The sequence below is a fragment of the Burkholderia sp. AU33423 genome (assembly GCF_002223135.1).
Lineage (GTDB): Bacteria > Pseudomonadota > Gammaproteobacteria > Burkholderiales > Burkholderiaceae > Burkholderia > Burkholderia lata_D.
Genome location: NZ_NKFH01000004.1, coordinates 1991669 through 2013846 on the forward strand (window position 1 = coordinate 1991669; position 22178 = coordinate 2013846).

General features: G+C 68.4%; 15 protein-coding genes and 1 tRNA gene. 4 read left to right on the forward strand and 12 right to left on the reverse strand.

What is annotated here, in order from left to right:
- Positions 1–77: 77 nt before the first annotated feature.
- Positions 78–4286, reverse strand: coding sequence for an ATP-dependent RNA helicase HrpA (gene hrpA, locus CFB50_RS11975; protein ID WP_089445960.1), 4209 nt, complete (start codon positions 4284–4286; stop codon positions 78–80).
- Positions 4287–4309: 23 nt separating this feature from the next.
- Here hrpA and argA point away from each other — a divergent pair, with 23 nt between their 5' ends.
- Positions 4310–5689: an amino-acid N-acetyltransferase gene (gene argA, locus CFB50_RS11980; protein WP_069248380.1), complete on the forward strand. Its 1380-nt coding sequence runs from the start codon at positions 4310–4312 to the stop codon at positions 5687–5689.
- A 51-nt stretch (positions 5690–5740) separates the two neighbouring features.
- Positions 5741–6016, forward strand: a complete 276-nt coding sequence (locus CFB50_RS11985; RefSeq protein ID WP_006478357.1) for an oxidative damage protection protein — start codon at positions 5741–5743, stop codon at positions 6014–6016.
- Between the two features lie 136 nt (positions 6017–6152).
- Here the strand turns inward: CFB50_RS11985 and CFB50_RS11990 are convergent, their stop codons facing one another.
- The 3 genes from CFB50_RS11990 to CFB50_RS12000 all read right to left on the reverse strand — a co-directional run bounded on the left by CFB50_RS11990 (position 6153) and on the right by CFB50_RS12000 (position 10660).
- On the reverse strand, positions 6153–7568 hold the full coding sequence (locus CFB50_RS11990; protein ID WP_089445961.1) for an MFS transporter: 1416 nt from the start codon (positions 7566–7568) through the stop codon (positions 6153–6155).
- A gap of 141 nt (positions 7569–7709) precedes the next feature.
- Positions 7710–8912 carry a CaiB/BaiF CoA transferase family protein gene (locus CFB50_RS11995; RefSeq protein WP_089445962.1) on the reverse strand — a complete coding sequence of 401 codons (1203 nt, stop codon included), beginning with the start codon at positions 8910–8912 and terminating at the stop codon, positions 7710–7712.
- Positions 8909–10660 (reverse strand): acyl-CoA dehydrogenase family protein, encoded by a 1752-nt coding sequence (locus CFB50_RS12000; protein ID WP_089445963.1) that lies wholly within the window; start codon positions 10658–10660, stop codon positions 8909–8911. The genes CFB50_RS11995 and CFB50_RS12000 overlap by 4 nt, the downstream gene beginning before the upstream one ends.
- Before the next feature lie 173 nt (positions 10661–10833).
- On the opposite strand from CFB50_RS12000, the gene CFB50_RS12005 reads away from it, so the two are divergent.
- A complete protein-coding gene (locus CFB50_RS12005) occupies positions 10834–11736 on the forward strand; it encodes a LysR family transcriptional regulator (protein WP_089445964.1) in 903 nt (300 codons plus the stop codon).
- A gap of 94 nt (positions 11737–11830) precedes the next feature.
- Positions 11831–11905 (forward strand) — tRNA-Val (locus CFB50_RS12010).
- A gap of 88 nt (positions 11906–11993) precedes the next feature.
- On the opposite strand, the gene CFB50_RS12015 is transcribed toward CFB50_RS12010, so the two are convergent.
- The 8 genes from CFB50_RS12015 to hutU all read right to left on the reverse strand — a co-directional run bounded on the left by CFB50_RS12015 (position 11994) and on the right by hutU (position 22160).
- Positions 11994–13439, reverse strand: a complete 1446-nt coding sequence (locus CFB50_RS12015; protein WP_089445965.1) for an aspartate aminotransferase family protein — start codon at positions 13437–13439, stop codon at positions 11994–11996.
- Between the two features lie 37 nt (positions 13440–13476).
- Complete coding sequence (locus tag CFB50_RS12020; RefSeq protein ID WP_089445966.1) at positions 13477–14814, reverse strand: glutamine synthetase family protein; 1338 nt, start codon at positions 14812–14814, stop codon at positions 13477–13479.
- A 12-nt stretch (positions 14815–14826) separates the two neighbouring features.
- The gene (locus tag CFB50_RS12025) at positions 14827–15633 is read right to left on the reverse strand and encodes a gamma-glutamyl-gamma-aminobutyrate hydrolase family protein (RefSeq protein WP_089445967.1); all 807 of its coding nucleotides are present in this window, start codon (positions 15631–15633) and stop codon (positions 14827–14829) included.
- 758 nt (positions 15634–16391) lie between these two features.
- The gene (hutG, locus tag CFB50_RS12035; protein ID WP_089445969.1) at positions 16392–17189 is read right to left on the reverse strand and encodes an N-formylglutamate deformylase; all 798 of its coding nucleotides are present in this window, start codon (positions 17187–17189) and stop codon (positions 16392–16394) included.
- A gap of 59 nt (positions 17190–17248) precedes the next feature.
- Entirely contained in the window at positions 17249–18625 is a 1377-nt protein-coding gene (locus CFB50_RS12040) for a formimidoylglutamate deiminase (protein WP_089445970.1), read from the reverse strand.
- A 4-nt stretch (positions 18626–18629) separates the two neighbouring features.
- A complete protein-coding gene (gene hutI / locus CFB50_RS12045) occupies positions 18630–19853 on the reverse strand; it encodes an imidazolonepropionase (protein WP_089445971.1) in 1224 nt (407 codons plus the stop codon).
- Positions 19854–19857: 4 nt separating this feature from the next.
- Entirely contained in the window at positions 19858–20469 is a 612-nt protein-coding gene (locus CFB50_RS12050) for a HutD/Ves family protein (protein ID WP_089445972.1), read from the reverse strand.
- Between the two features lie 2 nt (positions 20470–20471).
- Entirely contained in the window at positions 20472–22160 is a 1689-nt protein-coding gene (gene hutU / locus CFB50_RS12055; RefSeq protein ID WP_089425798.1) for a urocanate hydratase, read from the reverse strand.
- Positions 22161–22178 lie beyond the last annotated feature (18 nt).

The window sequence follows — 22178 nt, forward strand, 5'->3', positions numbered from 1 at the left end:
CGATCGGCCGGCGCGGCAGGCGCCGCGCGGCCGGCCGGGGCCGGCCGCCGGTGCGGGCCCGGGAAACCGATGTTGCGCTAGCGCTGCATCGACTCCCAGACCTTGTGCAGACGCTTGACAGAGACAGGCATCGGCGTGCGCAGTTCCTGCGCGAACAGCGAAATCCGCAGTTCCTCGAGCAGCCAGCGGAATTCGGCGAGCCGCGCATCGGCGACGCCGCCGCGCTGCGACACCGCGCGCTGGTACTGCTGGGCGAGCGGCAGCAGGTCGGCCGACTGCTTCGCGTCACGCGCCGGATCGGCCTTCAGCTTGTCGATCCGCAGCGCGATGCCCTTCAGGTAGCGCGGGAAGTGCGCGAGTTGCGCGTACGGCGTATCGATCACGAAGCGCTTGCCGATCAGCGCGGCGAGCTGCTGCTGCAGGTCCGCATGCGCCTGCGCGAACGGCTTCGCCTGCGCGAGCTTCTTCACGAGCCCCGCGTATTCGGCCAGGATCTGCCCGACCAGCCGCGCGATTTCCTGCGCGAGCAGGTTCAGGCGGCTCCGGCCCTCGTCGCGGCGCGCGTGGAAACTCGCGTCGTCGTCGGGCAGCGGGTCCTGCAGGCACGCGCGGTCGAGCGCCGTGTCGATCAGCTGGTCGCGCAGCTCGTCCTGCGTGCCGAGCGACATGTACTGCATCGCCATCTCGCGCAGGCCCGGCAGGTTCTTCTCGAGGAACTTGATCGGCTCCTTCAGCTGCAGCGCGAACAGCCGCCGCAGGCCGGCCCGGTGGATGCGCGCGGCCTCCTCCGGCGAATCGAACACCTCGACGTCGCAATGCGTGCCGCGATCGACCAGCGCCGGGTAGCCGTACAGCGTCTGGCCGCGCCGGCGGATCTCCAGCAGCTCGGGCAGCTTGCCGAAATTCCACGTCGTCAGGTTCTCGTACAGCGCGGTCGCACCGGCTTCCGCCGGCGCAGCCGTCTGCGGCGCCGCGCCCTTGCCGGCCTTCGCGTTGCGGCCGGCGGCACCCGTCGTCGCTGCCGTGGCCGGCGCCTGGCCGACTGGCTCGCCGCCGTCGGCATCGCCACCGGCTGCGATCGTCGACGCCGCCGCGATCTTCTGGAACTGCTGCTGCGCCTGCGCGCCCAGCTCCTGGCGAAGCTGCGCGAGATTGCGCCCCATCGCGAGCTGGCGGCCGTGCTCGTCGATCACCTTGAAGTTCATGAACAGGTGCGCGGGCAGCGTCTCGAGCTTGAAGTCGGCCGATTTCATCGCGATTTGCGTTTCACCGCGCACGTCGGCGATCAGCGCCTCGACGAGCCCGCCCGCACCGAAGCGCTCGCGGCCCATCCGCTCGACGAAGCCGGCCGCATACTCGGGCAGCGGCACGCAATGCCGGCGCAGCTTCTGCGGCAACGACTTCAGCAGCAACTGCACCTTTTCCTTCAGCATCCCCGGCACGAGCCACTCGCAGCGGCGCGCGTCGACCTGGTTCAGCGCATACAGCGGCACCGCGAGCGTCACGCCGTCGCGCGGCGTGCCGGGCTCGAAGTGATACGTGAGGGCCATCTCGACGCCGGCCATCGTCGCCCGCTTCGGGAACAGCTCGGTCGTCACGCCGGCCGCCTCGTGGCGCATCAGGTCGTCGCGCGACAGGTACAGCAGCCGCAGCTTGTCCTCGGGCTGGCCGCCCTTCTTCACCTCGTCGCGATACCAGCGCTCGAACGCGGCGCCCGTGTGAATCCCTTCCGGAATCGCCTGGTCGTAGTACGCGTAGATCAGCTCGTCGTCGACCAGCACGTCCTGTCGGCGCGACTTGTGCTCGAGCTGCTCGATGTCGGCGAGCAGCTTGCGGTTGTGCGCGAAGAACGCGAGCTTCGTGTCGAACTCGCCTTCGACCAGCGCGCCGCGGATGAACAGCTCGCGCGCCCGCGCCGGGTCCTGCTTGCCGAACGCGACACGCCGGCGGTGGTAGATCGGCAGCCCGTACAGCGTCGCACGCTCGTACGCGCTGACCTGCGCCGGGCGTTTTTCCCAGTGCGGTTCCGACAGCGATTTCTTCAGCAGGTGCGCGCCGATCTTCTCGACCCACTCCGGCTCGATCTTCGCGAGGCAGCGCGCGTACAGCCGGCTCGTCTCGACGAGCTCGGCCGCCATCACCCAGCGGCCGGCCTTCTTCGCGAGCACGGAGCCCGGCCACAGATAGAACTTGATCCCGCGTGCGCCGAGATAGTGCGGATCGTCGTCGGCCTTCAGGCCGAGGTTACCGAGCAGGCCCGTCAACAGGGCCAGATGGATCTGCTCGTAAGTCGCCTCGACTTCGTTCAGCCGCCAGCCGTGCTCGCGCACGACGGTCAGCAGCTGCGAATGGACGTCGCGCCATTCGCGCAGCCGCAAATGCGACAGGAAGTTCTGCCGGCACGCGTCGATCAACTGGCGATTCGATTTCTTGTGCGCGACGGCCTCTTCGAACCACGCCCAGATCTTCAGCCACTGCAGGAATTCGGAGCGCTCGTCGGCGAACCGGCGATGCGCCTGGTCGGCCTGCTCCTGCGCTTCGATCGGGCGGTCGCGCGGGTCCTGCACGGACAGCGCGCTCGCGATGATCAGGACTTCGCGCAGCGACTGCTGGTCGCGCGCGGCGAGAATCATCCGGCCGACGCGCGGGTCGAGCGGCAGCCGTGCAAGTTCGCGGCCGAGCGGCGTCAGCGCGTTGTCGTCGTCGACCGCGCCGAGCTCGTTGAGCAGCTGGTAGCCGTCCGCGATCGCGCGGCCGGGCGGCGGTTCGAGAAACGGGAACGATTCGATCGCCGTCAGGTGCAGCGACTTCATCCGCAGGATCACCGACGCGAGCGACGAGCGCAGGATTTCCGGATCGGTGAAGCGCGCGCGCGCCTGGTAATCGCTTTCCTCGTACAAGCGGATGCAGACACCGTCGGCCACACGGCCGCAACGGCCCGCGCGCTGGTTCGCGGCCGCCTGCGAGATCGACTCGACCTGCAGCTGCTCGACCTTGTTCCGGTACGAATAGCGCTTCACGCGCGCGAGGCCGGTGTCGACGACGTAGCGGATGCCCGGCACCGTCAGCGAGGTTTCGGCCACGTTGGTCGCGAGCACGATCCGGCGCGCGTTCGACGCCTTGAACACCTTATCCTGGTCGGCCGCCGAGAGCCGCGCGAACAGCGGCAGGATCTCGGTGTGCGGCGGATGGTGCTTGCGCAGCGCCTCGGCCGCTTCGCGGATCTCGCGCTCGCCGGGCAGGAACACCAGCACGTCGCCGGGGCCTTCGCGGCACAGCTCGTCGACCGCGTCGACGATCGCGTCCATCAGGTCGCGCTCGGCTTCGCGCGCGGTCTTCACGCGGTCGCGGCCGGCCGTGCCTTCGGCGTGCTTCACGGCCGGGCGATCCTCGGCCACCGGCCGGTAGCGCATCTCGACCGGATACAGCCGCCCGCTCACCTCGATCACGGGTGCCGGGCGCTCGTCGGTGCCGAAATGGCGCGCGAAGCGATCGGCGTCGATCGTCGCGGACGTGACGATCAGCTTCAGGTCCGGCCGCCTCGGCAGGATTTCCTTCAGGTAGCCGAGCAGGAAGTCGATGTTCAGGCTGCGCTCGTGCGCCTCGTCGATGATCAGCGTGTCGTACGCCTTCAGCAACGGGTCGGTCTGCGTCTCGGCGAGCAGGATCCCGTCCGTCATCAGCTTCACGGACGCGCCCGGCGCGAGATTATCGGTAAAGCGCACCTTGTAGCCGACCACTTCGCCGAACGGCGTGCCGAGTTCCTCGGCGATCCGGCGCCCGGTGGACGACGCGGCGAGACGGCGCGGCTGCGTATGGCCGATCAGGCCCGTGCCGCCGGCGCCGAGGCCGCGGCCGAGATCGAGACAGATCTTCGGCAACTGCGTGGTCTTGCCCGAGCCGGTTTCACCGCAGACGATGACAACCTGATGACCGGCGATCGCGCGCGCGATTTCGTCGCGCTTGCCCGACACGGGCAGGCTTTCGGGGTACGTGATCGGCGGGACCGGGTTCGGCGCGACGACGGCGCGCGGCGGACGCTCGCGGCGCGGCGCGCGCTCGCCCGTCGCAGCGGACGCATCCTTCGCGGCCGGCTGGCGCGCGTCGCCGCGCGGTTCGTCGCCGCGCGGCCCGCGCGGCGCGTGTGCAGGCTTGCCCGCCTGCTGTTCCTGCTGCCGGCGCGGCGGCTGGCCCTGCTGCTGGCGTGCATCGGCCGCACCATCCGGGTGCTTCGCCGACGGCGCTTTGGCCCGCGTCGGCGCGGGACTTTTAGGTACATTCGACATGGGGGCGCATTATAATCCCGCCCATGAATTCCCAAACCGACCTCCCTCCCGCCCAGACCGGCGCCACGACGCCGCCGGCTGCCGACGACTCGACCGCCAGTCACGCGCAGTTCGTCGACTGGATGCGCTCCGTCGCGCCCTATATCCACAAGTTCCGCAACAGCACGTTCGTCGTGGGGTTTGGCGGCGAGGTGGTGCAGCAGGGGCTGCTGAATGCGCTCGTGTCCGACATCGCACTGCTGCAGGCGATGGGTATCCAGATCGTGCTGGTGCACGGCTCGCGCCCGCAGGTCGAGGAGCAGTTGAGCCTGCACGGTGTCGAATCCGAGTTTTCGCACGGCCTGCGCATCACCGATGCGCGCGCGCTCGAATCCGCGAAGGAAGCGGCCGGTGAAGTGCGTCTCGACATCGAGGCCGCGATCAGCCAGGGTCTGCCGAACTCGCCGATGGCGCACGCGCACATCAGCGTCGTGTCGGGCAACTTCGTGACCGCGCGGCCGGTGGGGATTCTCGACGGGGTCGATTTCGCGCATACGGGCATCGTGCGCAAGATCGACGCCGAATCGATCCGTCATTCGCTCGCGAGCCGCAAGCTCGTGCTGCTGTCGCCGCTCGGCTTTTCGCCGACCGGCGAAGCGTTCAACCTGTCGATGGAAGATGTCGCCTCGGCCGCCGCGATCGCGCTGCGCGCCGACAAGATCATCTTCCTGACCGAAGCGCCCGGCATCGTCGACGACGAAGGCGAGCTGGTGCGTGAAATGTCGCTCGACGCGGCGGCCGAGCTGCTCGATTCCGGCAACGTCCAGGGCGACGACGCGTTCTTCCTGAAGCATTCGATCCGCGCGTGCCGCGGCGGCGTGACCCGGGCGCACCTGATCCCGCAATCCCTCGACGGCAGCATGCTGCTCGAACTGTTCCTGCACGACGGCGTCGGCACGATGATCTCGTACGAGAACCTCGAAAGCCTGCGCGAAGCGACGCCGGACGACGTCGGCGGCATCCTGTCGCTGATCGAGCCGCTCGAGTCGGACGGCACGCTGGTGCGGCGCGGCCGCCACCAGATCGAACGCGACATCGACCATTTCTCGGTGATCGAGCACGATGGCGTGCTGTTCGGCTGCGCGGCGCTGTACCCGTACCAGCAGGAGAAGATCGGCGAGATGGCGTGCCTGACGGTCGCGCCGGAAGCGCAGGGCTCGGGCGACGGCGAACGCCTGCTCAAGCGCATCGAGCAGCGCGCCCGCGCGCGCGGCCTCACGCACATCTTCGTGCTCACGACGCGCACCGAGCACTGGTTCCTCAAGCGCGGCTTCGTCAAGGTCAGCGTCGACGACCTGCCGGAAGACCGCCGCAAACTCTATAACTGGCAGCGCAAGTCGCTCGTGCTGATGAAACAGCTCTGAGCGCAGGCACGACTGCCCTTCCCCCCAGACCGATTACAGGAGAAGTACACGATGGCTCGAATGATTCAATGCGCGAAGCTCGGCAAGGAAGCCGAAGGCCTCGATTTCCCGCCGCTGCCGGGCGAACTCGGCAAGCGCATTTACGAGAGCGTCTCGAAGGAAGCGTGGCAAGGCTGGCTCAAGCAGCAGACGATGCTGATCAACGAAAACCGCCTGAACATGGCCGACCCGCGCGCGCGCCAGTACCTGATGAAGCAGACGGAGAAGTACTTCTTCGGCGACGGCGCGGACCAGGCGTCCGGCTACGTGCCGCCGACGGAAGGCTGAGGATGCGTTGGCGCGCGGCCGGCGCAAGTTGCCGGCCACGCGCTCCGGAGAAAGCGGCACCGTGTTTCGCACGGTGCCGTTTTCTTTTGGGGCGCGCGCGTTCGGTGCGTTCCGTCGTTACGGCGTTACGCGCGGCTCAGCCAGCCGGCTTCAGCGTGCCGCCCTCGCCCGGCTGCGCATTCCCGTCGGCCGCGGCTTCCGCATTGCCGCCTTCGGTGCCCCATTCGGCCGCGTCGCTGCGTTCGGCCGTCGACAGTTCGTCCGCGCGATACCCGGTGCGATTCAGCAGCGCCAGCATGCACATGAGCGACACGAACGCATAGAGCCCCGATGCGATCGCGACGCCGACGATGCTGCCGGTCGAATTGAGGATCGCCTGCGCGAGCACCGGCGTGCCGCCGCCGACGACGAGCGCGCTCAACTGGTACGCGAGCGACAGGCCCGTGTAGCGGATGTTGGCCGGAAACACGCGCGCGAGCACGCCGCCGACCGCGCCATAGAACATCGCCGACGGAATCGTCGAGATGCACATGCCTGCGACGGCCACCCAGTACGACCGCGTCGCGAGCGCATGGAACATCACGGGCATCAGCACGATTTCCGGAATCAGGATCCAGCACATCGCGCGACGCATGTCGACCTTCGACACGAACCACGCGCCGACCGGCTGCATCAGGAACTGCACGACGAGCGAGATCGACAGGATGCCGAGGAACGTGCCCTGCGCGTAGCCGAGCGCCTTCGTCGCCCACGACAGCGCGAACGTGCTGCGGAAGTACGTGACGTTGATCACCGGCAGCGTGCCGGCCGCGAGCAGCACGACCACCCAGTGATCGCGCACGACGTCGCGCAACGGCAGCTTCACGGTGCGCTTGCGTGCGAGCACGCGCTGCATGTCGGCCGACTCCTCGAGCTTCAGCCGGATCACCATGCCGATGATCACGAGCACGGCCGACAGCAGGAACGGAATGCGCCAGCCCCACATCAGGAACGACGGTGTCGGCAGCGCGCTCAGCGCGAAGAACGCGGCAGTCGCGAGCAGGTTGCCGGTGGGCGAGCCCTGCTGTGCGAACGCCGCATACAGGATGCTGCGATGCTTCGGCGCGTTCTCGCTCGCGATCAGCACCGCGCCGCCCCACTCGCCGCCGACCGCGATGCCCTGCAGCACGCGCAGCACGACGAGGCCGGCCGGCGCCCAGACGCCGATCTGCGCATAGCCGGGCAACAGGCCGATGCCGGTCGTGGCCAGCCCCATCATCACCAGCGTGATCACGAGCGCGGTCTTGCGGCCGACGCGGTCGCCGAGATGCCCGAACACGATGCCGCCGAGCGGCCGCGCGGCGAAGCCGGCCCAGAACGTGACGAACGCAAGCAGCGTCGCGACGCCGGGATCCATCGTGCTCGAAAAGAACACCTTGCCGAACACGAGCGCCGCGGCCGTGCCGTAGATGTAGAAGTCGTACCACTCGATCGTGGTGCCGACGAACGCCGCGAAGGCGGCGCGGCCGGGTCGCGGCTGCGGTGCGGCGGTCGGGGATTGCTGGCGGCTCATCGATGTCTCCATGTTTGTGTGTCGGGGGCGCGACTGTCGCGCGCCTTTCCCGGGTGGCCGGCATCGCGCCGCCGGCCGGCGGCGTTGCTTGACGTTCCGTTTCGTCGGCCGGCCATGCTCACCGGCGCGCGCATTGGTCGGTCACGTCTGGTCGGGTGCGATCTTCAGCACGCCGGCGTCGAGCAGTTGCTGCTGGAGCGCGGGATCGACGCCGAGGCGATCGAGCACCGCACGCGTGTCGCCGCCGAGTGCGGGCGGCGGCGAACGATAGGTGGCCGGCGTGCGCGACAGCTTCACCGGCGACGCCGTGCCGCGATACGCACCGATCTCGACGAACAGGTTCCGGTGCAGCGCATGCGGATCGTGCGCGACGTCGGCGACCGTTCGTACCGGCCCGCACGGCACGCCGGCCGCCATCAGGTCGCGCGCGAGCGGCTCGCAGGCGTGCGCGGCGAGCCGTGCTTCCAGTTCGGCCTTCAGCTCGGGCCGGTGCGCGCAGCGGCTGCGGTTGTCGACGAAGCGCGGATCGCCCGCGAGCGCCGGCACGCCGAGATGCGCGACGAGCCGCGCGAACTGCCGGTCGTTGCCGACCGCGAGGAAGATCGGCACGGTCGCCGTGCCGTAGCTGTCGTACGGCGCGATGTTCGGGTGCGCGTTGCCGCTGCGCGCCGGCACGCGCCCCGAGCCGAAGAAGTTCGGCAGGTGCGGATGCAGCAGCGACACGCCGCAGTCGTACAGCGCGATGTCGATCGACTGCCCCTGCCCGCTCTTCTCTCGCTCCGCGAGCGCCAGCAGGATGCCGGCCAGCGCATTGAGGCCCGTGACCATGTCGACGATCGGCAGACCGATGCGCGTTGCGTCGCCGTCGCGCTCGCCGTTGACGCTCATCAGCCCCGCCATCGCCTGGATCACCGCGTCGTAGCCGGGCAGCCCGCCGAGCGGGCCGCCTTCGCCGAAGCCCGTCACCGCGCAGTGGATCAGGCGCGGGAAGCGCGGCTGCAGGTCGCGCGCGTAATCCATCCCCCAGCGCGCGAGCGTGCCGGGCTTGAAGTTCTCGACGAGCACGTCGGCGTCTTCGAGCAGGCGCCACAGGATCGCGCGCCCGTCGTCGCGCGACAGGTCGAGCGCGAGCCCTTCCTTGTTGCGGTTCACGCCCATGAAATACCACGCGGTATCGCCGAGGAACGGCGGCCCCCAGCCGCGCGTCTCGTCGCCGTCCGGCGGCTCGATCTTGACCACCGTCGCCCCGTGGTCGGCGAGCGCCTGCGTGCAGTACGGGCCGCCGAGCACCCGGCTCAGGTCGACGACCTTCAGGCCGTCCAGCGCGCCACGTGTCGTGCTCATCGTTCGACCTCCGGCAGCAGGTCGAGCGCGGTATCGAGCGGGATCGGCGCGCCGCGCAGCAGCGCGGCGCATGCGGCCGATTCGTCGTCGCGCGATGCCGGCGCGAGCGGATCGACCGGCAGCAGCTTGTGGCGCACGACCAGGTGCGCGAGCGCAAGCCGCCGGAAATCCGGCGCAAGCCGCGCGCCCTCGCACGCCATCAGCACCGCCGCGCTTGCGTAGTACAGCGCGGACGCGGCCTGCCGCACGCGTGCATCGTCGCCTTCGGCCACGACCCGCGCGAGCGCGTCGCAGGCGCGCGCGAAGATGCGCCGCAGCGCCGCGCGGCTCGCATCGGGCAGCGGCGCCGCGCCGAGGCGGTCGCCGAGGAACGCACGCAGCGCATCGAGCGCGTGCTCACGCTGCGCGGCCCGCGCGACGTCGAGCGCGACGATGTTGCTCGTGCCCTCCCAGATCGAGCCGAGATGCGCATCGCGCACGACGCGCGCGTCGCTCCATTCCTCGATGTAGCCGGTACCGCCGCGCACTTCCATCGCATCGCCCGTCACACGGCGCGCATCACGGCACGCGCGGAACTTGATCAGCGGCGTCAGGATCCGCACGCAGCGTGCGGCCTGCTCGTCGCCCGCATCGGCCTGCGGCAGCAGCAGCGCGATCTGCATGAACATCGCGCGCGCGGCCTCGGCCGGCAACAGCATCTTCAGCAACTGGCGCTGCATCAGCGGCATCTCGATCAGCTTGCGGCCGAAGGCCTCGCGGTGCGCGGCGACGTGCAGCGCCTCGTTCAGCGCGCGCCGCATCAGCCCCGCCGCGCGCACGCCGTTCGACAGCCGCGACATGTTGATCATGTCGGCCATCTGGTGAAAGCCGCGGCCGATCTCGCCGATCAGATACGCCTGCGCGCCTTCGAGCACGATCTCGCCGCTCGCCATCGAACGGCTGCCGAGCTTGTCCTTCAGGCGCACGATCCGGTAGCGGTTGCGCGTGCCGTCCGGCAGCGTCTTCGGCAGCAGGAACAGCGCGAGGCCCTTGATGCCGTCCGGCGCGCCGTCGGGCCGCGCGAGCACCATCGCGAGATCGGCATCCGCGTTCGAGCAGAACCACTTGTCGCCGGTCAGGCGCCAGAGGGTCTCGCCGTGCGCGTCCGTCTCGCGCGTCGCCCGCGTCGCGATCCGACCGACGTCGGAACCCGCCGCCTGCTCGGTCATGAACATCGCGCCCTGGTACAGCGTGTCGAAGTCGCGTGACGCAAGCATCGGCAGGTAACGCGCGACGAGCGCCGGATCGCCGAAACGGCGCAGCGTGCGCGTCAGCGAATCGGTCATGCTGACCGGGCAGCACAGCCCGAATTCCGCCTGCACGAACAGGAACGTCAGCGCGTACTTGACGAGCGGCGGGACCGAGTCGGACCCGTGGCTCAGCGACGCGAGCCCGAGCTCGGCATACGCGACGCGTTCGAGCGCGACATACGCGGGATCCTTGTCGATCCGCTGCACGGCCTCGCCGCGCCGGTTGCGGTGCTCGAGCACGGGCGAGTGCTTGTCCGCGCGCGACGCCCATTCGTCGAGCTCGCCCGACACGCGTGCGCCGAGCGTGCGCAGTTGCGGCTCGAGCGCGGCATAGCGGCCTTCGCCAAGATGCAGCTTCAGCAACGCGCCGAGATCGGGATCGACGGTGAAGAAATTGATGCCCCGGCTGTCGGGGATGTTGGATGCGCCGGGCTCCGGCGTGCGAGCGGTGTCGTTCATGCGTGCGTCTCCTGGGTTACCTGCACGTTGGCTGACGGCGGCGCCGCGGCGCCCGGCCAGTCCCGTGCAAAGCCTTCCGCAGAGCGTAGGCGCGCGATCGATAAGCGTCCAATACAGGATTTATCCGGTACGATAGATATCGCTTATCGATGCCGACGCCGCGAGGAGACACCATGGAACTGAGGCAGTTGCGCTACTTCGTGGCGGTCGCCGAGGAACTGCATTTCGGGCGCGCGGCGAAACGCCTGTTCATCTCGCAGCCGGCGCTGAGCTTCGACATCCGCAAGTTCGAGGACGCGCTCGGCGTGCAGTTGTTCTCGCGCACCAACAAGACCGTCGCGCTGACCAACGCGGGCGAGGTGCTGCTCGGCGAAGCGCGCCGGCTGCTGCTGCAGGCAGCCGAGGCCGAACGCCTGACGGTGCGCTCCGCGTCGGGGCTTGCGGGCCGGCTGCGGATCGGCTTCGTCCATTCGATGCTGTATCGCGGGCTGCCGGACGCCGTGCGACGCTTCGAGGCCGACTACCCCGGCGTCGAAGTCGTGCTGAGCGAAATGAACACGCAGGCGCAGGTGCAGGCGATCCAGCGCGGCCAGATCGATCTCGGCTACGCGCACTGGGGCCATTTCCCGCCCGAGGTCGAATCGACGCCCGTCTATGCGGAACCGTTCGTGTGCTGCCTGCCGGCCGCGCATCCGCTCGCGCAGCGCAAGCAGGTCGCGCTCGCCGCACTGGCCGCGGAACCGTTCATCCTGTTCCCGCGCGAAGCGGCGCCGCACTATCACGACCTGATCATCGCGCAGTGCGTGAATGCCGGCTTCAGCCCGTTGATCCGCCACGAGGCACGGCTGTGGCAGACGATCCTGTCGATGATCGAGTTCGGGATGGGTATCGCGCTCGTGCCGCGCGTGCTGCAGCAGGTGAAGAGCGAGCGGCTCGCGTTCCGGGCGCTGAAGGATGCATCGCTCGAATCGCGCACGCTCGCGCTGAAACGTAGCGGCACCACCGAGCCGGTTGCGCTGCGCTTCGCGGATTACGTGCGCGCGTCGATCGACGCGCTGCCCGCGCGCGCGGGCTGAGCGCACGGCCGGCAGGTATGTGCGGGTATCTGAAAAATATTTGCAGAAAGTGCTTTACAGACCCTCAAAGCCCTGACATAATTTCAGCTTCTTTGGGCGGTTAGCTCAGCGGTAGAGCACTGCCTTCACACGGCAGGGGTCACTGGTTCGATCCCAGTACCGCCCACCAAAGAATTCAAGGCCCTGCGTCTCACGACGCAGGGCCTTTTCGTTTTGGTGGCGAGTGTGTTCTGCGGCGCTTGCCGCGGAACACCGGCTTACTCCGCGCGCCCCACCCGCTCCGCCGTCGCATCGAACGCGCGCTTCGCCTTGTCGACGATCTCGTCGACCTCCGCCTCGCGAATCACGAGTGGCGGCGACAGCAGCATGCGGTCGCCGGTCGCACGCATGATCAGGTTGCCGTTGAAGCAGAAGTCGCGGCAGATCGTGCCGATATCGACGTTCGCACCGAACCGCTCGCGCCGCTCCCGGTCGCGCGCAAGCTGAACGCCCGCAACCAGCCCCGCTCCCGCAATCTCCCCGACGATCGGATGGTCGCCCAGCGCATCGCGCAGCCGGCGCTGGAAATACGGCCCGATATCGTTCTTCACGCGCTCGACGATCCCTTCGTCGCGCAGCAGCTTCAGGTTCGCGACCGCGACGGCCGCCGCAACCGGGTGGCCCGAGTACGTGAGGCCGTGGTTGAATTCGCCATTGTCGATGATCGGTCGCGCCACGCGTTCGTGAATGCCGACCGCACCCATCGGCACGTAGCCCGACGTGAGGCCCTTCGCCATCGTGATGAGATCGGGTTCGAAACCGAAGTGTTGGTGTGCGAACCATTCGCCGGTGCGGCCGAAGCCGCCGATCACTTCGTCGGCCACCAGCAGGATGTCGTACTTGCGGCAGATCCGCTGGATTTCCGGCCAGTACGTCGACGGCGGGAAGATCACGCCGCCCGCACCCTGGAACGGCTCGCCGATGAACGCCGCGACGTTCTCCGCGCCGAGTTCGAGGATCTTCGCTTCGAGCTGCTGTGCGCGGGCGAGACCGAACGCTTCCGGCGTTTCGCCGGCTGCCGCTTCACCGAAGAAATACGGCTGGTCGATGTGCACGATGTTCTCGACCTTCGACGGCATCTGCTCGTGCATGTAGCCCATCCCGCCGAGCGTGCCGCCGGCGATCGTCGAGCCGTGATAGCCGTTCTTGCGCGAGATCACGTATTTCTTCTGCGGCTGGCCCTGCACGCGCCAGTACTGGTGCACGAGGCGCAGCACGGTGTCGTTGCCTTCCGAGCCGCTGTTGCAATAGAAGAAGTGGTTGAAGCCCTTCGGCGTGACTTCCGCGAGCATCGCGGAAAGTTCGATCACCGGCGGGTGGGTGGTCTTGAAGAACGTGTTGTAGAACGGCAGTTCCTGGATCTGGCGATACGCGGCGTCGGCGAGTTCCTTGCGGCCGTAGCCGACGTTCACGCACCAGAGGCCGGCCATCCCGTCGATCACCTTGTTGCCGTCCGAGTCCCACAGGTAGACGCCGTCGGCCTTCACGATCACGCGGCTGCCCGCGCGGTTCAGCGCGCCCATGTCGGAGAACGGGTGGATGTGGTGCGCGGCGTCGAGCGCGCGGTATTCGGCGGTCGTGCGCGCCTGCGTCGCATGCGGTGCGGCGGCCGTGGCGCTCGGTGCGGCCGGCTGGATCCAGGCAGATTCGTTGCGGTACGTCATGTTTCCTCCGTGATTCCGTATTCGGTCGGGTGCACGCTCAGACGTGCAGCAGCAGATGGCGGCGTTCCCACGAGCTGATCACGCGGAAGAACGCTTCATATTCGGTGTCCTTCAGCGCGAAATACGCCTTCAGGAACTTGTGGCCGAGGATCTCGCCGAGCGGCTCGCAGGCGGCCATCAGCGTCAGCCCTTCCTCGAGGTTGCGCGGCAGCTGGTACGGCAGGTCGTAGCCGTCGCTGACGAGCGGCTCGGTCGGCTCCAGGCGCTGCGTCATGCCGAGATAACCGGCCGCGAGCGTCGCGGCGAGCGCGAGGTACGGATTGCAGTCGACGCCCGGGATGCGGTTCTCGATGCGGCGCGCCGACGGGCCCGAGTGCGGGATGCGGAAGCCGACCGTGCGGTTGTCGTAGCCCCACTGCACGTTGATCGGCGCGGCCATGAAGCGCGACAGGCGGCGATACGAGTTGATGTACGGCGCGAAGATCGGCATCAGTGCCGGCGTGTACTTCTGCAGCCCCGCGAGATAGCTGTGGAACATCGGCGACACCGCACCGTCCTCGCTGGAGAACAAATTGCGCCCCGTGTGCGCGTCGGCCAGGCTCTGGTGGATGTGCATCGCCGAGCCCGGCTCGTCCTGCATCGGCTTCGCCATGAAGGTTGCATACATGTTGTGGCGCAGCGCCGCCTCGCGCACGGTGCGCTTGAACAGGAACACCTGGTCGGCGAGCGACAGCGCATCGCCATGCACGAAGTTGATCTCCATCTGCGCGGCGCCGACCTCGTGGATCAGCGTCTCGATATCGAGCCCCTGCATCTCGCAGTATTCGTAGATATCCTCGAACAGCGAATCGAACTCGTTCACGGCCTCGATCGAATACGACTGCCGGCCGGTCTCCGCACGCCCGGTGCGGCCGACGGGCGGACGCAGCGGCAAGTCGGGATCGGCGTTCATGTCGACGAGATAGAACTCGAGCTCGGGTGCAACAACCGGCTGCCAGCCTTTCGCCTTGTACAGGTCGAGCACGCGGCGCAGCACATAGCGCGGCGAGATCTCGACCGGCGAGCCGTCGAAGTGCACGCAGTCGTGGATCACCTGTGCGGTCGGGTCGACGGCCCACGGGATCAGGCAGATCGTCGACGGATCGGGCACGCACACCATGTCGGGATCGGTCACGCCGGTCAGCGTGCCGTCCTCCGGATAGTCGCCGGTGACGGTCTGCACCATCACGGCCTGCGGCAGGCGCATCGATTCGCCGGATTCGAACTTGTTGCGCGGAATAATCTTGCCGCGCGCAATGCCGGCCATGTCGGGAATGATCGCCTCGACCTCGGTGATGCGGTGCTGTCGCAGGAATTCGCTCAGTTCGGGTTGCATGATCGGCCTCTATCAGTCGACGTCGGATGCGGCCGGCGACGGCATCGCGCCGCCGGCTGCATGAATGCGATGCGTCATGCGCGCGCGACATGCCGCGCCGAATGCCGCGAAGATGTCGCGCGACAGCGGCTGTTCCGCGTAGCGCCATTCGGGATGCCACTGCACGCCAAGCGCGAACGCGCGCGCGCCACGCACGCTGACGGCCTCGACCAGCCCGTCGGGCGCACTGGCTTCGACGACGAGCCCCGCGCCGAGTTGCGCGATGCCCTGGTCGTGCAGCGAATTGACCGTCGCTTCCTGCGCGCCGCGCGCGACCCGCTGCAGCAGGCCGCCCGGCGCGAACTGCACGACGTGCGCGGGGCCGTACTGCCGTTCGAGCGGATCGGTGGGCCGCTCGCGGTGATCGTCGAAGCCGGTCGTCGCGTGCAGCCGCTGATGCAGCGTGCCGCCGTAGGCGACGTTCAGCTCCTGCATGCCGCGACAGATCGCCAGCACGGGCACGCCCGCGTCGATCGCCGCGCGGATTAGCGGCAGGGCGGTCGCGTCGCGCGCGGGGTCATGCAGCGTGTCGGGTGCGCTCGCGTCGCCGCCGTAATGATGCGGCTCGACGTTCGAATAGCTGCCGGTCAACAGCAAGCCGTCGATCGCCGCGACGATCGCGTCGGCCGGCTGGCGCGCGCCGAGCGCGGGCAGCACGAACGCAAGCGCGCCAGCGCCGTCGACGAGCGCGGCCAGGTACTTCTCCCCCGCCGAGTGGTTCGGATGCGCACCGCGCAGGATGCGGTCGGCGGTGACGGCTACGATCGGGCGCGCACGCATAGGCGGCTCTCCGGTAATCGCGCGCGATGCGTCTGCACGCGGGACGTTGAAGGTTCATGCCGGCGCCGCACGCATGCGCCACGACGCGGCGCATGACCATGCGCGATCCTGCCGCGCGGACGATGCGGCAACAGGCGGTGCGACCCGGAACGGAAGCGGAAAACGACGCTAGGGCAACAACGATGCGCTGCCGTCGCACTGCACCGCGCTGAACACGTGCGCGGACACGAGATTGAAGCGGCGCAGGCCGCGATGGGAAATGGCGAAGAAGCGAGGCGCGCGTAAAAAGGCGGCACGCGTACCGCGATCAGCATGCCGGAACGGCCTGGCCTGAGGCGGCGCGCCCGCCGACGGACTTCGCGTCCGGCGTATCGAAGGGCTGGCGGCTTTCACGATCGTACTCGACTGACTGATGAATGCAGGACACGTGTCGCGATCAAGCGCATGCGGCAATGCCGCGCGGCGACACGTCGGCAAGGTGTCTCGCAGCGCATTCCGGCGCGGTGCGGCCACGATCGATGGCCCCGCCGCACGTGCGCGCGTGACGACTTCCTGACATTCAGCTTATATCACCTAAAAATTGCGTCAAATTTTCAGGGGCCGATGACGACATCGATCAGACGAAAGCCAAACGAAAAAAACGGCATCGATCCCGTGGATCGACGCCGTGTTGTGCATTGCATCGGCGCGGCATGCTGCGTGCCGGCGGGCCGTGACGCGCCTGCTCCGCCGCGCTGCCGCATCCGTGCGGCCCGCGTTCAACGATGCGCGAGCGCGGTTTCGACGAGCGTCTGCAATAGCGGCACAATCCGCGCCGCACGCGCTTCGTCATACGCGTAAGGACGCGTCTCTTCCATGTAGGTGATCTGCGAGAGCTCGAGTTGCACGGCCTCGACGCCGGTAGCGGGCACGCCGTAGTGACGCGTGATGTAGCCGCCCTTGAAGCGCCCGTTCGCGACCGCCGTATAGCCGCCATGTTCGAGCACGCGCGCGGCCAGCGCCTCGGCCAGGCCCGGCGCGGCACTCGCGCCGCTCGACGTGCCGAAGTTGAAGTCAGGCAGGCGGCCGTCGAAGAAGCGCGGCACGTGCGAGCGGATCGAATGCGCTTCCCATACGAGCACGCGGCCGTGCTCGCGCTTCAGGCGTGCGACCTCGCCTTGCAGCGCCTCGTGATACGGCAGCCAGTAGCGATCGCGGCGACGCATGATCTCGTCGTTGTCGGGCAGCGCGTTCGCCGGATACAGCGGCGCCTTGTCGAACGTATCGACCGGCACGAGCCCCGTCGTGTCCTGCCCCGGGTACAGGTTCTCGTTGTCGGGCGGCCGGTTCAGGTCGACGACGTAACGCGCATGCGACGGTACGAGGATCGATGCGCCGAGGTCGGCCGCGAATCCATACAGCCGTTCGAGATGCCAGTCGCAATCGTCGACGAAACGCGCGTCGGCCGTCATCGTCGCGGCGATGTCGTCGGGGATGTGCGTGCCCGCGTGCGGAATCGAGATCAGCAGCGGCAGCGTGCCCTGCTTCAGCGTGAATACAGCCGGTTGTTCAGTCATGTCGCATCACCGTTGGAGGTCTGCCGGCGCACGCCTGCGGCGTGCGCCGGTTGCGCGCATCAGCGCAGCAGTTGCGCCAGTGCGGCGCGGTAGTCGGCATACGCGACGGCTTCGTCGCGATGACGGCGGCCGCTCACGACGCGCTCGCCGCCCGTGTAGACGTCGAGCACCGGCGTGTCGCCGTGCTCCGCGAACACGATACCCGACAACCACGACGTGTTGTCGTGTTCGGCGATCGCCGGATGGTCGGGATCGAGCACGAGCCAGTCCGCGCGGCACCCTTCCTGCAGCGCACCGACGCGCCGACCGCTGGCCTGCGCGCCGCCCGCGAGCGATGCGTCGAACAGGCGATCGGCGACATGCGCCTGCGTGTCGCTCGCCAGCACGTTGCGCGCGCGGTGCACGAGCCGTTGCCCGTATTCGAGCAGGCGCAACTCCGAGCGCCAGTCGACCGACGCGTGGCTGTCCGAGCCGATGCCGATCACGCCGCCTTGCGCGAGATAGTCGACGGCCGGGAACACGCCGTCGCCGAGGTTCGCTTCGGTCGTCAGGCACAGGCCGGCAACCGCGCGACGCTTCGCGAGCGCCGCCGTTTCAGCCGCGTCGACGTGCGTCGCGTGCACGAGACACCAGCGCGCATCGACGTCGAAGCGATCGAGCAGCCATTGCACGGGGCGCGCGCCGTACGCACGCACGCAGTCGTCGACTTCGGCCGTCTGCTCGGCGATATGGATATGCACGGGTGCATCGTCGGGCAGCCCGTCGAGCAGCACGCGCAAGCCGTGCTCGGATACCGCCCGCAGCGAGTGCGGTGCGACGCCGTAGCGCAGCCCGCCGTGCTCCGGCGCCACGCGGCGCATCGCGTCGAGCAGTTCGAGCAGGCCGTCGGGCGTATTGATGAAGCGGCGCTGGTCGTCACGCGGCGGCTTGTCGCCGAAACCGGCGAACTGGTACGACACCGGCAGCATCGTGATGCCGATACCGGCGGCGCGCGCGGCGTCGATCACGCGCGTGCCGAGTTCCGCGATCTGCGGATAGCGCGAGCCGTCCTGCGTGTGGTGCACGTAGTGGAATTCGCACACCGACGTGTAGCCGCACTTGAGCATCTCGACATACAGCCAGCGCGCGATCGCGGCGAGCGCGTCGGGCGTGATCTTCAGCGCGAAGCGGTACATCAGGTCGCGCCAGCTCCAGAAGCTGTCGGACGGATTCGCGCGATATTCGGTGAGCCCCGCCATCGCGCGCTGGAACGCGTGCGAATGCAGGTTCGGCATGCCGGGCAGCACCGGCCCGGCCGCACGCGCGACGCCAGCCGGTGCGTCGGTGTCGGGCGTCACGCCGGTCAGCGTGCCGGCCGCGTCCCACCGCAGCAGTACGTTACGGCGCCAGCCATCGGGCAGGTACGCATGGTCTGCGAACAACAGGGTGTCGGTCATGAGGCTATCCATTCATCCGGCGAAACACGGTCGTGCCGCCGCGTACGACCTGCTCGCACAGCGGCCGGCCGATCCAGTAGGCGAGCTCCGCCAGCGAGCCGACCGACCACGCGGCGAAGTCGGCCTGACGACCGACCTCGAGCGCGCCGTGGCGATCCGCGCGGCCGAGCGCCGCAGCCGCATGGCGCGTGACGCCCTGCAGCACTTCGGGCACCGTCATGCGGAACAGCGTGCAGCCCATGTTCAACGTCAGCAGCAGCGATTCGAGCGGCGACGTGCCGGGGTTGTGATCGGTCGCGAGCGCGATCGGCACGCCGTGCTTGCGCAGCAGCTCGATCGGCGGCAGTTGCGTCTCGCGGATGAAGTAGTACGCGCCGGGCAGCAGCACGGCAACCGTACCGGCTGCCTTCATCGCCTCGATGCCCGCTTCGTCGAGAAATTCGAGGTGATCGGCGGACAGTGCGCGGTAGCGCGCGGCAAGCGCCGTGCCGCCCGCGTTCGACAGTTGCTCCGCATGCAGCTTCACGGGCAGCCCGCGCCGCGTCGCGGCCTCGAACACGCGTTCGGTCTGCGCGAGCGAAAAGCCGATGCGTTCGCAGAATACGTCGACCGCGTCGATGAGCCCTTCGTCGGCCAGCGCCGGCAGCATCCGGTCGCACACTTCATCGATGTACGCATCCGCACGGCCCGCATATTCGGGCGGCAGCGCGTGCGCGCCGAGGAAGGTCGTGTAGACGGTGACCGGAAAGCGCTCACCGAGCTGCCGCGCAACGCGCAGCATCTTGCGTTCGCTCGCGAGGTCGAGCCCGTAGCCCGACTTGATCTCGATCGCGGTCACGCCTTCGGCGAGCAGCGGCTGCAGGCGTGCCGCGGCCTGCACGAACAGCGTCGTCTCGTCGGCCGCACGCGTCGCGCGCACCGTCGATACGATCCCGCCGCCCTGCCGCGCGATTTCCTCGTAGCTCACGCCCGCGAGGCGCTGCGCGAATTCGTCGGCACGCGTGCCGCCGTACACGAGGTGCGTGTGGCAGTCGACGAGGCCCGGCGTCACCCACGCGCCATGCAGATCCTCGCGCTGCCAGTGGGCGTAACCGTGCGGCAGCGCGGACATCGCGCCGAGCCAGACGATCGTGCCGGTTTCGTCGACGGCGATCGCCGCGTCGTCGATCGTCTCGTCAGGATGGCCGTGCGGACACAGCCTCAGGTGATGCCAGACAGTCGGTTTCATGCGTTCAGTCTCGTTCGCCGATGGCGAGCGACACGGCGAGCAACGCGCCGCTCCCGCTCACGACGACGTCAAACGCACGCCGCGGCCCGTCGAGCCGCAGCGTGTCCATTTCTTCCAGGGTGTAACGCGTGCCGTCGATTTCGACGGCGGCTTCGCCGGCCGCGCAATACAGCAGCACGGTATCGGCATGCTCGATGCGGTGCGCGCCCGCGCGCCACACATCGAGCGCACCGCGCGCGGCCGAACGGCGCGTCATCAGGTTGAAGTCGCGCGTCGCGCCGTCGTGCAGCGTCGCGTCGATCGCCGCTTCACCCGCAAAATCCGCGCGGGCCAGCGGTGCGTCGAGCACGTGGCGTGCGCCGCCTGCCTCGGCGAGCGTCATGCCCGCGCCGGACAGCAGCACGAGCGTGCGGTCGATCCCGTCGAAACGCGAGAACGGCCCGGCAGTGCCGACGTCGGCGACGCTCACGCGCCACGCGAACGCGTCGAGCGCGGCGCCCGGCGGAAATGCGCCGATTTCGCGCGTCACGCCGCCGCCGTTCTTCCATGGCGACGCGACGAGATCCGCTGCGCGGATCATCGTCGCAATCGCCGGCGCCTGGTGGAGCGCCGTCATGCTCAGCGGCCGAGCATCGGCAGCTTCAGGCCGGCTTCGCGGGCCGTCTGCTGCGCGAGTTCGTAGCCGGCATCCGCATGGCGCATCACGCCCGTCGCCGGGTCGTTCAGCAGCACGCGGCCGAGGCGCTCATGCGCTTCGGCGGTACCGTCGGCGACGATCACGACGCCCGAGTGCTGTGAGAAGCCCATGCCGACGCCGCCGCCATGGTGCAGCGACACCCACGATGCGCCGCCTGCGGTGTTCAGCAGTGCGTTCAGGAGCGGCCAGTCGCTCACGGCGTCCGAACCGTCCTTCATCGATTCCGTCTCGCGGTTCGGGCTGGCGACCGAGCCGGTGTCGAGGTGGTCGCGGCCGATCACGATCGGGGCCTTCAATTCGCCGTTCTTGACCATCTCGTTGAACGCCTGGCCGAGGCGATAGCGATCCTTCACGCCGACCCAGCAGATCCGTGCCGGCAGGCCCTGGAACGCAATGCGTTCACGCGCCATGTCGAGCCAGTTGTGCAGGTGCGGATCGTCGGGGATCAGCTCCTTCACCTTCTGGTCGGTCTTGTAGATGTCTTCCGGATCGCCCGACAGCGCGACCCAGCGGAACGGGCCCTTGCCTTCGCAGAACAGCGGGCGGATGTAGGCCGGCACGAAGCCCGGGAAGTCGAATGCGTTCTCGACACCCATTTCCAGCGCCATCTGGCGGATGTTGTTGCCGTAGTCGAGCGTCGCCGCGCCGCGTTCCTGCAGCGCCAGCATCGCGCGCACCTGGACGGCCATCGACTGCTTCGCGACCTTCACGATGCTCTGCGGATCGACCTTCTGCGCTTCGCGCCATTGCGCGACGGTCCAGCCTTGCGGCAGGTAGCCGTTGATCGGGTCGTGCGCGCTCGTCTGGTCGGTCACGCAGTCCGGCGTGATGCCGCGCGTGACGAGTTCCGCGAACACGTCGGCCGCGTTGCCGAGCAGGCCGATCGACACCGGCTTGCCGGTGCGCTTCGCTTCCTCGATCATGCCGAGCGCTTCGTCGAGCGTCGTCGCCTTCTTGTCGACGTAGCGCGTCTTCAGGCGGAAGTCGATGCGGGTCTCGTCGCATTCGACCGCGATCATCGAGAAGCCGGCCATCGTCGCGGCCAGCGGCTGCGCGCCGCCCATGCCGCCCAGGCCGCCCGTCAGGATCCAGCGGCCCGACGGATCGCCGTTGAAGTGCTGGTTCGCGACCGAGAAGAACGTTTCATAGGTACCCTGAACGATGCCCTGGCTGCCGATGTAGATCCAGCTGCCGGCCGTCATCTGGCCGTACATCATCAGGCCCTTGCGATCGAGCTCGTGGAAGTGATCCCAGTTCGCCCAGTGCGGCACGAGGTTCGAGTTCGCGAGCAGCACGCGCGGCGCATCCTTGTGCGTGCGGAACACACCGACCGGCTTGCCCGACTGGATCAGCAGCGTCTCGTTCTCTTCGAGATCCTTCAGCGACGCGAGGATCTGGTCGTAGCATTCCCAGTTGCGTGCCGCACGGCCGATGCCGCCGTACACGACGAGCGCATGCGGATGCTCGGCGACTTCCGGGTCGAGGTTGTTCTGGATCATCCGGTAGGCCGCTTCGGCCAGCCAGGTCTTGCAGACTTTCTCGCTGCCGCGCGGCGCGCGGATCGTGCGCGTCGGATCGAGACGGGGATCGATGTGTTTCGGATGGTTCATGACGACTGCTCCCGAAGG